The organism is Alcaligenes sp. NLF5-7 (assembly GCF_024266725.1).
GTDB classification, from domain to species: Bacteria; Pseudomonadota; Gammaproteobacteria; order Burkholderiales; family Burkholderiaceae_B; genus Alcaligenes; species Alcaligenes phenolicus.
Genome location: NZ_CP100755.1, coordinates 522276 through 535169, shown reverse-complemented (window position 1 = coordinate 535169; position 12894 = coordinate 522276). Strand labels below are relative to the sequence as shown.

Below are 12894 nucleotides of genomic sequence, written 5' to 3'. Positions count from 1 at the left end.
TGATCAGTCCTCTTGTTCCGTACCCCCGCCGACGACCTTCCCGTTGACTGCCTTGCCGTAGAAGCTTTCCTCCCCATCATGGAATTCGACGCGCGCCTCTTCGAGGGTGCCGGTCTGACGGGGATCCTTGGGGCGTTCATGGCTGTCGACGAAAGCTGCAACGTCCCAAGCTTCCTGGTCGGTCAGCGAGAATGGCTTGCCCAGCGGCATGTTGGCCTTGATGAAGCCGGCGGCCGTATCGATACGCGCCATGCCCGCGCCCCAGTTGTAGGAGTTCGGGCCCCAGAGCGGGGGAAACACCACACCGCTGTCGGGATCTCGCTGGCCCTGGCCATCCGCGCCATGGCACAGGGCGCAGTTCTGCGCGTAGACTGTCTGTCCGCGCATCACGTCGTAGTCTTCTTCGGGTTTCTTGAGCTTGGGATAGCCTGAGCCAGGTAACTTTTCTCCCGTGGACGCACCATCGGCCATCCAATAGAAGTAGGTTGTCAAGTCGCGGTAGATATCGCTCCCGGCTGGTGGAGGCTGGCCCGATGGTGAGCCCTGTGCATTCATTGAGTACGTGAAACAGCCCTTGATGCGGTCCTCGATGGTACTGATTGACTTTGTCTTGCTTCGGTACGCTGGATAACGCACATAGGCGCCCCACATGGGAGCTGAATTTTCTCGGCGTCCGGCATCAAGGTGGCAATTGACGCAAGCGAGCGTATTGCCGACGTGCTCGGACACCATGGTCGACGTTTCCATGAAGATGGCGCGGCCTCGCTTGACGGCATCGCCGTAGGGACTGTCAGGAATACTGTTTTCCGATGGAGGTGAGTAATAGCCATCGGCACCGACTGGCATGCCGGCTGTGGGCGCAGCCCTGTCTGCTTGGTGTGTCTTGCGGTCGGACTCCATGGCTTCACGTGTGTAGACCTGGCTGCCGATCTGGGTAATGCCGCCTTTCTCGGAAGTGAAAGAGAACGACATCAGGCCGCTGTCATGAATCAGGTAGCCGGCGCCGAACAACAGGATGCCCAGTCCCGCGCTCCAGGCTAACCGCCGGGCGCCTGACATCCGCTTGCGTATGCCCGGCTCCGGCCGGTTAGAGGAATGGTTTTGTGTCATCTTGGCTCTCTATGCTTACTTGACAGTGTCGTCGCGGTCTCCCGGCAAGGACGCCGCATAATTGGATACCGCATACAGATCCTGGTAGGACAGTCGGCTCGCGATGTCGTCCATTAAGGATTGCGGTGAGTTGTGCCGGTGACCACCTTTCCAGGCGGCCAACTGGCCGAACAAGTATTCGGGCTGTTGCGCAGCCAGGGGCGGGAAGGAGACACCCACGCCTTGTCCCTGGTCTCCGTGGCAACTGACGCATGCAGGCACGTCCAGTTTCCAGTCACCTTTTTCGAACAGCAGGCGGCCTCTCTCCATGTCGGCATCGGAGTGCGGCAGCATCAACTGGGGGACGGGCAGGTTCGCATAGTAGGCCGTCACTTCCGCAATATCGTGAGCCGATAGTTCGCGCGCCACGTAGTGCATGGATTCGTTAATGCGCTCGTCGGAAGCGAAGTCGCGCAGCTGCTTGGCCAGGTATTCCTTTGAAAGGCCGGCAAGACGGGGGGTGTTGCCGGCACCCTCGCCCTGATCGCCATGGCAGGATGCGCAGCTCCACACGCTACCTCGGCCGGCATGGACCAGCTCGGGTGCATCCTGCGTCGCGATGGGAGTAGGCACTGCGGGCGTCACCGGCGCGACCGGGCCACTGGCGACCGTATCGGGCGAGCCGGAGTCCGTCCATGGAGCCAGGTCGCTTAGATAGATGCCGACGCCGGCCAGCGCCAAGGCGATGAGCACCGCCAGCAGGAAAATGGGAATCGGGCGGGGCGGCTCCCAAGGTTCGAATGTGGGATCGATGTCGTCGACACGGGGCGTTGTCGAGTGGTGATTAGTTTTCATGGCGTTCCTAACCCGCATGCCCGTCTGCCGCTGTTTCCGGACGGTGGTCATATCCGCGGTCCCTCTTCTGCAATTCCTCGTGGCTGGCCGGATAGGTGCGATCCAGGCTGAGCAGGTATTCGACGAGATCCAGCGCTTCTTTGCGAGCCACGACCACCCGGCCGCCCGGCGGCTGGAACTGGGCGGGCAGGCGCACCACGACGTCGTCCTGCGCAGCTTCATCCTTCACGTCGAACATATAGGGATATGAAGGCATGATGCTCCAATCGAAGATGGCGCGCGGCTGGTACAGGTGCGTCAGATGCCAATCGCGGCTTTTCAGGCGGGCGCCGACGTTGAGCAGGTCGGGGCCGGTACGCATGGTGCCCAGCAGGTGGGGCGTGTCGTAGAAATAGTCTCCCGGCGTCGAGGCGCGGCCCCAGCCGCGGGCGCCGTCGAATAGCGTTTGGCCTGTGGAGCGGGGCTGCTGGCTGTGGCAGTAGATACAACCGTTGGCGACGTACTGCTGGCGTCCGAACAACTGCTGCTCGGTGTAGGGCTGGAGCTGCGCCGGCGGCTGCGATGTGCGAAGCTGCCAGGCGGGCAGAATCACCAGCATCAGTGTGGCGAGCAGCAAGACGCCAATTGCGCCAATGAGAAGTGGCAAAAGTTTGTTCATGACGCTTTCACAGGAGCGAACGTATCGACGGAATTGGTGCTCGATTCTTTTTTCAGCAGCAGCAAGGCGAAATGTGCGGCAAAGACGAAGTGGCCCAAGGTCATCAACGTGCCGCCGATGGATCGGCCTTCAAGATAAGGAATCATCGATCGGGTGATTTCGGCAAAGCTCGATCCCGGATCCATCAACCCCATGCCTTGCAGGACGCCAGCGATGGTCAGGGAGACGAAGTAGATCGTGAATCCGACCACCACCAGCCAAAAATGCGTTTGCACCAGTTTCGGGTAGGGCCAGCGCCGGCCAACGATGTGCGGCATCATGTAATAGAGAGTGCCAAACAGCACAAGCGAAACGAAGCCATAGGCGCCCAGGTGTGCGTGCCCGACGGTGTAATGGGTGAAGTGAGTGATCGAGTTGACCGAACGTATTGCCTCGATTGAGCCCTGAAAGGAAGAGAGGGTGTACATCAGCGCGCCGATCCATACGAACCGGAGCGACATTGACTGCTTGAACGCCCACATGTTGGTGGCGACAGTGACGTGCTGGTTGATCGCAACGGCGATTACCGGGACAAACATCATGATGCTATGGACAACAGACAGCGTCACCGCCCAGGTCGGGATCGGTCCGCCCATCAGGTGGTGGATGCCGACCTGGCTGTAGAACAACGCCAGGCTCCAAAAACCGAGGAGCGAGACGTTGTATGAATACACCGGTTTGCCGATGATCTTGGGAATAATGTAGTAGGCCATGCCAACGCCCATGGGCGTCAGCCACAATCCCAGCACGTTATGGGCGAACCACCAATTCACTGTCGCCTGCTGAGCGCCCACGTGCAGGCCGGGTATGTTCGCCACCAGGAACAAGAAGGGAAACCACACCATGCCGGCTAAGAAATACCAGCCAGACACATAGATGTGACGTGATTTCCGCCGTGCAGCAGTCTCAATCGCAGGCCAGGCAAGGAAGAAACCGCCCAATGCAAGCACCAAGTCGATTTGCCATGGGAATTCCAGCCACTCAATGCCATCGGACCAGCCGTTAGCGACGGCGATGGTCCCACCCAGAACACCCAGCGTCCAAAGAAAGGCCCCAAGATAGGCCATATTGGGCCGTCGAAGGGGCGTGTGGAAGATTCGTGGCAACAGCCATAAAGCCACGCCGATGCCTGTGACCGAAAGCCAGCCATAGGCAACGATATTCAGATGTAGTGTGCGTGCACGGCCAAAAGTGATCTGTGCAACATCTGAGAGCCAATCTGGCCAGTGCAGTTTCAAAGATGCAATGACGCCGAACGTCGAGCCTATCAGTAGCCAGAGAATGCCAGCCGTGATTAGAACCAGAACTGGGCCCTTCCCGGCGTGATCGATGCCAGCTCGCAATACGTCGAACCGATGTGATTCGGCCTCGTTCTTTTTACCAAAAGAGGCGCTGTCATCGGGATGGCCGAGCTCTCCTTCCATGAAAATCGTGGAGGCTTCGGCTTTACCCACGAATATCAACTTATTGGCAACAGCCCAGACGAGAATGCCCAGCGCCACCAATGAAGCGACAAAGCTTGTCGCTAACAAAGTTCCCAGTATAGGTGTCATAGCATACGTGTCCGCTTCCAGTGGCAGCTGCGTTTGGTAGATTCGTAATCCGATGCCGCCACAGGAGGTACGCGGCAATCCAGATTAAAAGCAGCGAAATTGACGACACAATAAGTTGCCAGAATTAAGGCAGTATTAAGAGGTGAGGAACGGGTGAGCAAAGCCCGAAAGACTGTTAAGATTTTTGCTTGATAGAGAGTTCAGAGAATGTTTAGCGCCGGTACGCAAGGAGAATGAAATGCATATTTTGCTCGTCGAAGACGATCTCCTCGTCGCGAGCGGTATCGTGGCGGGATTGAGATTGCATGGTCTGACGATCGACCATGTGAGCACGGCTAACTTGGCGGATGCTGCATTGGCGACGTCATACTTTGATGTATGCATCCTTGACCTTGGGTTGCCGGACGAAGACGGAATGGTGTTACTGCGCCGCTGGCGCGAAGAAGGTCGTGATCTTCCCGTTCTCGTGTTGACGGCACGTGACGCACTCAGTCACCGTGTGGAGGGGTTACTTGGAGGGGCCGACGATTACCTGGTTAAACCTTTCGATTTGGATGAGTTGCAGGCTCGATTGCACGTACTGACGCGCCGGGTCGCAGGTCGTGTCACCGACTGCATGAATCACGGGGAACTGAAGTTCTGTTCGTCAACAGGCCGAGTATGGCTAGCCGATAAGCCGGTTACGCTGGCACGCCGTGAGCTGTCATTGCTGCGCGCGTTGTTGCAGAATCCTCAGGCCATCTTTAGCACAGAACAGCTTTGTGATAGCGTCTATGGTTACGAGCAGAACGTGGAAAGCAATGCGATCAACGTCCATATTTATCATTTGCGCCGCAAGCTTGGAAACAATATTGTCGAAACAGTGCGTGGACTCGGTTATAGGCTTGGTTCAGCCGAGAAGGTAGTGGGAACATGAGTCTGCGCTTGCGCCTTTTGCTGTATATCGGTATTTCGCTGACTGCGCTTTGGACTTTGGTGGCGACCTGGATGTTCATTGACGCCCGTCAGTCGTTAGGCCAGGCATTGGACAACCGTCTGGCGGCGTCCGCACGAATGGTTGCCGGGCTGGTTTCCCAATTTCCCGAACCTCAAGATATTGCCGCAATGGGTGATAAGCCATTGGACGTCGTCGCCCGAGATGGGGTGGCGTGCGAAGTAAGCCTCGTGCGCGGTGAAGTCGTGATTGAAACCGTGGCACGTACGGCAGGCAGCCCGGAACTGATGCATGCTGATCCAGGCTTCAGTACCTATATATACGGTAATAAGCGATGGCGTACCTATGTACTGCGGCAGGGCGACGTTCAGATCGCTACCGCCGACAGCATCGACGTCAGAGAGGCATTGGTCAAAGAGTTGATCCTTTCGGCAGGGGTGCCGTTCGTTGTCGCTTTGTTTGGCACCCTGATCGTGCTGTGGTTGGGCATTACCCGTGGACTGGCGCCCGTGGAGCGTATTCGTAGCCTTCTGGCACGGCGCCGGCCCGGCGACGATAGTCCATTGCCTGAGGTGAAGGCCCCTGTAGAGTTACAGCCGCTCCTGCATACGATCGAGCAACTTTTGGAGAGACTGCAGGACGCAATCGTGCGAGAGCGCCGATTCACCGATAGCGCGGCGCACGAATTGCGTACTCCCCTTACCGGTGTGAAAACACACATTCAAGTGGCGAAGCTTGCGTTGCAACGGCGAGATGAAAAAGCCACCATGGAAGCAGCCCTCACCAGCGCAGACCAAGGGGTACAGCAGCTGCAGAATATCCTTCAGCGTTTGCTTGATCTGGCGCGGTTAGAAGGCCATTCTGTCGCGAAGGAGGTTAGCGATCCGATTGAGGCTGCATCCATTGCAATTGAGGCATTGAAGCCAATGTACGGTGATTCTATAGGTAGGATATCGGTGCAAGGGGCTGACAACTCGCGACCGGTACGCGCCGCCCGACCACTTCTAGTTGGGGCAATTCAAAACCTAATTGATAATGCAATACGCTACGCGCCCACCGACACTCCCATTACGATTCGCTTGGAGCCGCAAAGCAATGGCACCATGCACATTAGTGTGCTGGACGAAGGCGCTGGCCTGAATGCGCAAGAGCGGGCTCAAGCAGTTAATCGGTTTTGGCGTGGAGACCCAAAAATACCCGGCTACGGACTAGGCCTATCTATTGTGAACGCGATTGCACGTCGACATGCGGGCGCATTTGAGCTTCTGGAACGGGATGGCGGCGGGCTGGAAGCACGACTTACGCTTCCAGTAGCGGGCGATACTACGCTTTCTTGAGTTTTCTGCGAAGCCTTAAGCTTCCCTTAATCCTGCAGGTGCATGATTCACCTAAGTTTACCTGCAGGAGTTCAGCTTGTCTGTCTATCGGATTGCCCGTGCGGCTCTCGTACTGTTTTGTTTTGCCGTTGGAAGTGCCTGGGCAGGCAATGGTCTGTTTTCGTCGGCCACGGAGCCCGAATTTCTTGAAGCCTCAGACGTATTCAAGGTAGAGGAGGTGAGGCAGCAAGGCGGAGAGTATATAGTCGAAGGGCAGATTGCCGACGGCTATTATGTCTACCGCCACTCGTTGAAGCTGGTCGACGACAACGAGAATGCTGTTGATCTGGCTCTTCCCTCTGGAACGCCCCGGCATGACGAGTTTTTTGGCGATACCGTCATCTACACCGGCGATACGGCCCGTCTGCGCTTCCCGGCGGCTGTAACCGGCCCACTGACACTGCATTGGCAAGGCTGTGCAGAAGACGGTATCTGCTATCCACCGCAAACCATACAGATCAGCGCGGCAGCATTAACCGCGGCGGTTGACGGACAGGCAATCGAACAACCGCCTGAGCCCGCTTCAACTGAGCTGGCCCTGGAGAGCAGGCCTGGTTCGGCCAGCATACCTTCGAGCGCCCGTGTCGGCGAGGATCAGGCGGCGGCTCAGCGGCTTGCGACGCTGGGGCCTGTCGCGGGTACGCTGCTGTTTTTTGGATTCGGCCTGCTGCTGGCTTTTACGCCTTGCACTTTACCGATGATTCCCATCGTCTCTACCATGGTGGTTGGCAGCCAGGCCAAGCCGCGGCGAGCTTTCATCCTGTCATCATCATACGTCCTGGCGATGGCCGGCACATACGCCGCCGTGGGAGTGGCAGCCGGACTGGCGGGCGCCAACTTGCAAGCCACACTGCAATCGCCGTGGCTGCTCGGCGCCTTCGCCGCGCTGTTTCTCATTCTGGCTAGCTCGTTATTCGGCCTGTTCGAGCTGCGCTTGCCGTCCGCCCTGATGAATCGCATCCAGGCAGCAGGGCCGGCACGCTCAGGCGGTAGTGTCACCGGGGCGGCTGTGCTGGGCTTGCTGTCGGCCCTTTTGGTCGGTCCGTGCATGACCGCACCCTTGGCGGGCGCACTGCTGTACATAGGTCAGACAGGCAGTGCGGTCCAAGGCGGGCTGGCTCTGTTTGCGCTCGGCCTGGGCATGGGCCTGCCGCTATTGGCCATTGCGGTGTTTGGAGCCCGTGTACTGCCTAAGCCTGGTGCGTGGATGGATCGGGTACGCGTCGCCTTTGGCTACATCATGGTTGCAATGGCGGTGATGATGCTGACGCGTTTCCTGACCGGCACGATGAGCCTGTTACTCTGGGGCGGCTGGATATTATTGGTGGCGGTAGGGCTCGTCGCCTGGGCGCAAGCCGTGGCGGCCAGGCAGCGGCTGGCGTGGGCCTTGCGTTCGGCGGCGGCATTCACAGGCCTGTGGTCCGTCTTGATGCTCGTGGGTGCCGCTTCAGGGGGCGACGCCATCTTGCAGCCTCTGGCGCATTTGCGTGGCGCGCCCGCTGCGGTTGAGGCATCCGCCCAGGTCAGCTATGTCCAGGCGAAATCAGTGGCCGATGTAGATGCTCGCCTTTCGGAAGGCGCCGCGCGCGGTCAGTGGACCTTGATTGATTTCTACGCCGACTGGTGCGTCAGCTGCCATGTAATCGAGCGCAATGTATTCGGCGATCCCGCGGTCGCGGCGCAGCTGGCCCGTATGCAGGTCGTACGACCCGACGTGACGCGTAACGATGCCACGGATAAGGAGCTGCTCAAACACTGGGGCGTCATGGGACCGCCCACGCTCATACTCGTGGGACCGGATGGTACGGAGCGGCGGGATCTGCGCGTGGTGGGTGAGATCGGTGCGCGCGAGTTCCAGGACCGACTGGACGCGGCGGGGGTGTCATGAGCGGCATTGGTCCATTTCCTATACACGTCGTCACTGTTATCGCCGCTGTGCTGCTGGCCTGGCTGACAGCGCGAATCGTCGGTCGACGGGTGCCCGACGCGCCTTACAAAGCCGCCGGATCAATGATTCTTGACGCCGTGGTTTGGGGGCTCTTGACTGCACGCTTGGCATACATTGCGCAGTGGTGGGAGGAGTACTCGGCCGCACCCAGATCCATGATCGCCATCGGCGATGGTGGATTTGTCTGGTGGGTCGGCGTGTTGGTGGTCGTTGCTTACATCTGGCAGCGAACCCGGTCCGCTCAGATCTTGCGCGTCCCCGTGCTGGCGGGCGTCATGGTCGGCGTCGTCGCATGGGCCCTCGCGGGCGGGGTGCTCGCTTTATTGCTGCGCTCCGCGCCGCCTTTGCCGGACCTGCAGCTGGCGACGCTGGACGAACACCCGGTTTCACTGAGCGAGTATGCGGGGCGCCCCATCGTACTCAATCTTTGGGCGAGTTGGTGCCCGCCATGCCGACGCGAGATGCCGGTGTTTGAGCAGGCTCAGACCGATTTTCCGGATGTGGCCTTCGTGTTGGTTAACCAAGGGGAAAGCGCGCAGCAGGCGCAGGCTTTTCTTGAAAGCGAGGGTTTGAGTTTGACGGATGTTTTACTTGACCCCGCTTCCGAAGCCATGCGCACAATGAACTCGCGCGGCTTGCCCACCACCTTGTTTTTCGATGCGCAAGGGCGCCAAGTGGACATGCATTTGGGCGAGATCACCATGCCCAGTCTCAAGGACAAGATGCTGCGTCGTTTCGACCTATCTTCCGGCTCGGGGGCCGAAAAATGATAACCAAGCTTACACCGGCTTTACGCCTACCCATTCTTATTGTCGTCACCCTCGTGCTGATGGCGGGCTGCAATCAGACAGACAACGCAGAAAACTCCTCAACAGCACGGGGATTGGAAGCCGACAAGCTGGCGCAGCAGGCCGCGCTGCGTTTGCCGGACTTGCAGCTAATGACGCTGGAGGAGCGTCCCGCCCACTTGAGTTCGTATGTGGGGGTGCCGGTCGTGCTCAATCTTTGGGCGACTTGGTGCCCACCATGCCGGCGCGAGATGCCGGTGCTCGAGCAGGCCCAGACGGCATTTCCCGACATTGCCTTCGTCTTGATCAATCAGGGGGAAAGCGCGCAACAGGCTAAAGCGTTTCTTCATAGCGAAGGTCTGAATTTGAAGGATGTTCTGCTCGATCCACCGTCCAAGGCGATGCAGGAAATGCGAACGGGAGGCTTGCCTACTACCTTCTTTTTCGATGCACAAGGGCGCATGGTGGACTTGCATTTAGGCGAGATCACGATGAGCGATCTCAAAGACAAGATATCACGCCATTTTTGACCATTCATCGAACCCAGTACGGATAAGGAACGACTATGTTTGCACAGCGTGTGCTTTTCGCTTTCATGACTGCGGCGCCTCTCATTCTGATGCCCAGCGGAGGCCAGGCCCAGGTCACGGATAAACCGCCGGTTATCGACGCGTTGGAAGACCAAGGTGTCATCTTCAAGCAGGAGTTCGAGGCCGGTAAAGGCGTACGCGCCTTCGCCGGTGTCCTGGGCGACAGCCCCATCGCGGTCTACGTTCTGGCCGATGGCAATGCCGTTGCGGGCACGCGCCTGAATGCCAAGGGCGAGCCGATTGACCAAGCGACACTGCAGAGCTTGGTTGCCAAGCCAATCAGCGACCAGGCGTGGGCGCAGCTGGAGTCGGCCACGTGGGTGCTGGATGGCAAGGCAGACGCGCCGCGTATCGTCTATGCCTTCACCGATGCAAATTGTCCCTATTGCCATTTGTTCTGGGAGGCCGCGCGTCCGTGGGTTGATGCCGGAAAGGTCCAGTTGCGCCACCTGTTAGTCGGCGTCATCAAAGAGGACAGCCCGGCCAAAGCGGCGGCGATTCTTGGCGCAGCCGACCCTTCGGCTGCGTTGCGCGAGAATGAAGTCAAGTTCGATCAGGGCGGCATTACGCCCGCCAAGAGCGTACCGGACGATGTACAGCGGACGCTCGAAGATAATCAAATGCTCATGCTTTCGATGGGATTTCGAGGCACACCTGGCATCATCGTTCAGGACGACAAGGGGTTGATCCAGAAGTACAACGGCATGCCGCAACAGGGCGCGTTGACCGAAGTGTTAGGTCCGCGCTGATGGATCATCTGAGTACAGACGTACGGAATTATGTGTCAGGCAGAGGGCATGATGCTTAGTGGCGGGCTGCTTGGGCTTGTAATCGGCGCTGTCTTAGGACTCACTGGGGCTGGAGGCGGTATTTTTGCCGTCCCGGCACTGGTGTTTGGCCTGGGTATGGATATGCGTGCGGCTGCTCCTATGGCACTCATGGCCGTTGGCTCCGCAGCAATGCTTGGCGCATTGCAAGGGCTGCGCCAAGGCCTTGTCCGATACAAAGCCGCGATCGTCTTGGCGACAGCGGGTGCCATTACTGCGCCACTCGGCATCAGGCTGGCTCACTGGCTTCCTTCCCGGTGGCTGAGCTTGATCTTTGTCGCCGTCATGCTTGTGGTCGCCTACCGCATGTTCATGTCTTCACGCGGTGCTCAAAACGATGGCGAGTTGCCCATGGTGCAATCTGGGGTTTGCAAAGTATCCAAGGAGACCGGACGCTTCATCTGGAACCCACGCACCGTCACAACGCTGGGTGGTATCGGAGTGGTCTCGGGTCTTTTTACCGGCATGTTGGGCGTCGGCGGTGGATTCATCATCGTCCCCGCGCTGGGGTACTTCAGCGAACTTCGCATGCACAGTATCGTCGCAACATCTCTGCTGGTGATTGCACTGCTATCTGTAGTCACCGTCTTCATTGCGTCGGAACAAGGTCTTTTACTTACTGCTGGGACCTGGGCATTCTCGGCCGCCACACTCGCAGGCATGGCGAGCGCTCGTTTGCTGGTGCCGAAGATTTCCTCAACGGTATTGCAACGAGTTTTTGCGATCGCCTGCGTTGTGGTGGCGGCCATGATGCTCATGCGCAATATCGGATAGCCGTTCGTAGACTGGTGTGCTGTTGCGAACGTGCTTCAGCGCCCATTTCTTTAATTATGGATAAAGGGAGTTCAATGCCCAACCGGAAAATTGATGTCGCCATTATTGGCGCAGGCACTGCGGGAATCACAGCATTCCATGCGATAAAAGCTGCAGGCAAGCAAGTGGCTCTCATTGATCGAGGGCCACTGGGCACGACGTGTGCCCGCGTCGGATGTATGCCGTCGAAAGCTGCGTTGCATGCGGGTATGCGCTGGAAGACCGTAAAGCAATTGCCAGATGGAGCTGTCCTCTTCCCGCGGGGACGACAGGCTTTGTGGAAACATGCTCGCGAGACACGGGACATGTTGGCGAACGGAGCAGCAGAGCGTACGCGCAATGCGGCAAAGGATAGCTTGATTTTGGCCGAAGCAAGCTTCATTGAACCCGGCGTTTTGCAGGTAGGATCGGAGCGTCTCGAAGCCGATGCCTTTATTGTCGCTACCGGTTCTAGCCCCGTTGTGCCGAAAGCACTTGAAGGTGTAGCGACTAGAATCCTGACAACCGATACGCTTTTCGACCAGGATTCACTGCCGAAACGATTGGGAATTCTTGGCATGGGAGCGGTTGGACTTGAGCTGGGTTTGGCGCTCGCTCGTCTAGACGTAGAAGTAATAGGAGCCGATCAGCGCCATACTATCGGTGGCATTCAAGATCCCATGGTCCAGGAGCGGGCCATTTCAGCATTCATAAGCGAGCTGCCGATGTGGCTGGGAGACTCGGTGGAAATCCACCTGGCGGGCGAAGGGGTACTCATGCGTACGAGTGAGCATAGTGCCGTTGTGGACCGCCTTCTGGTCGTCACAGGACGGGCTCCCAATACTGCTGCACTGAATCTGTCGGTTGCGGGAATTTCGCTGGATGATCAAGGTAGGCCATCTATTGACCCCGTTACCATGCAGGCCTCAGATGTGCCGATTTTCTTTGCCGGCGACGTGCAACCCGACCGAGCTTTGATGCACGAGGCAGCGGATGAAGGACTAATGGCGGCGCAGGCCGCATTGTCCTACTTGCGCGATGAGCAGCGGCCAAGTACTTCACGCCGAGTGCCGATGTCGATCTTGTTTACGGACCCGGATGTTTGCACTGTAGGGGTGTCCTACGATGCCGCGATGCAGCAGGGCGCGATCATAGGGTTGGCCGAAGGCAGTGGCAATGGTCGCTCCAAGATACTGGGTGCACAAGATAACCTGCTGCGAGTTTATGCCGAGCCGGATACGGGCATTTTGCTTGGCGCCAGCATGCTGCTGACTCGAGGTGAGCATATAGCGCACCTGCTCGCATGGGCGATTCAGGCGAAGCAAACCATCAATGATCTATTGACCATGCCGTACTACCATCCCTCCATCGAGGAGATGTTGCAGAGTGCATTGAAGTCGGCGTCCCAGCAAATCAGTGCTTGAAGTCATCTCTCTATAGGAGCC

Annotated in this window: 11 protein-coding genes and 1 pseudogene; 8 read left to right on the top strand and 4 right to left on the bottom strand. The window is 58.2% G+C overall.

Going from position 1 to position 12894, the window contains the following annotated elements; all coding sequences use genetic code 11:
- Positions 1–3: 3 nt before the first annotated feature.
- From MID00_RS02560 to MID00_RS02545, 4 genes are read right to left on the bottom strand one after another with little or no spacing between them, the layout of a single operon-like run.
- On the bottom strand, positions 4–1110 hold the full coding sequence (locus MID00_RS02560; protein WP_228255686.1) for a c-type cytochrome: 1107 nt from the start codon (positions 1108–1110) through the stop codon (positions 4–6).
- A gap of 15 nt (positions 1111–1125) precedes the next feature.
- Positions 1126–1944 (bottom strand): cytochrome c, encoded by an 819-nt coding sequence (locus tag MID00_RS02555; protein WP_118994222.1) that lies wholly within the window; start codon positions 1942–1944, stop codon positions 1126–1128.
- A gap of 7 nt (positions 1945–1951) precedes the next feature.
- On the bottom strand, positions 1952–2602 hold the full coding sequence (locus tag MID00_RS02550) for a cbb3-type cytochrome c oxidase subunit II (protein ID WP_118994223.1): 651 nt from the start codon (positions 2600–2602) through the stop codon (positions 1952–1954).
- On the bottom strand, positions 2599–4194 hold the full coding sequence (locus tag MID00_RS02545) for a cbb3-type cytochrome c oxidase subunit I (RefSeq protein WP_254499637.1): 1596 nt from the start codon (positions 4192–4194) through the stop codon (positions 2599–2601). The genes MID00_RS02550 and MID00_RS02545 overlap by 4 nt, the downstream gene beginning before the upstream one ends.
- A gap of 238 nt (positions 4195–4432) precedes the next feature.
- Here MID00_RS02545 and MID00_RS02540 point away from each other — a divergent pair, with 238 nt between their 5' ends.
- The 8 genes and pseudogenes from MID00_RS02540 to MID00_RS02505 all read left to right on the top strand — a co-directional run bounded on the left by MID00_RS02540 (position 4433) and on the right by MID00_RS02505 (position 12873).
- The gene (locus tag MID00_RS02540) at positions 4433–5110 is read left to right on the top strand and encodes a response regulator (RefSeq protein WP_254499636.1); all 678 of its coding nucleotides are present in this window, start codon (positions 4433–4435) and stop codon (positions 5108–5110) included.
- Positions 5107–6465 carry a sensor histidine kinase gene (locus tag MID00_RS02535; protein WP_118994225.1) on the top strand — a complete coding sequence of 453 codons (1359 nt, stop codon included), beginning with the start codon at positions 5107–5109 and terminating at the stop codon, positions 6463–6465. Before MID00_RS02540 ends, MID00_RS02535 begins: the two co-directional genes overlap by 4 nt.
- Positions 6466–6541: 76 nt before the next feature.
- Positions 6542–8392, top strand: a complete 1851-nt coding sequence (gene dsbD / locus MID00_RS02530; RefSeq protein WP_254499635.1) for a protein-disulfide reductase DsbD — start codon at positions 6542–6544, stop codon at positions 8390–8392.
- Entirely contained in the window at positions 8389–9222 is an 834-nt protein-coding gene (locus MID00_RS02525; protein WP_254499634.1) for a TlpA disulfide reductase family protein, read from the top strand. The genes dsbD and MID00_RS02525 overlap by 4 nt, the downstream gene beginning before the upstream one ends.
- Positions 9223–9350: 128 nt before the next feature.
- Positions 9351–9770 (top strand): annotated as a pseudogene (locus MID00_RS02520) (TlpA family protein disulfide reductase); the annotation flags it as partial.
- Positions 9771–9805: 35 nt separating this feature from the next.
- Positions 9806–10579 (top strand): thiol:disulfide interchange protein DsbG, encoded by a 774-nt coding sequence (dsbG, locus tag MID00_RS02515; RefSeq protein ID WP_254499633.1) that lies wholly within the window; start codon positions 9806–9808, stop codon positions 10577–10579.
- Positions 10580–10627: 48 nt separating this feature from the next.
- On the top strand, positions 10628–11431 hold the full coding sequence (locus tag MID00_RS02510) for a sulfite exporter TauE/SafE family protein (RefSeq protein ID WP_254499632.1): 804 nt from the start codon (positions 10628–10630) through the stop codon (positions 11429–11431).
- Positions 11432–11505: 74 nt separating this feature from the next.
- The gene (locus MID00_RS02505; protein ID WP_254499631.1) at positions 11506–12873 is read left to right on the top strand and encodes a dihydrolipoyl dehydrogenase; all 1368 of its coding nucleotides are present in this window, start codon (positions 11506–11508) and stop codon (positions 12871–12873) included.
- Positions 12874–12894: the final 21 nt, after the last annotated feature.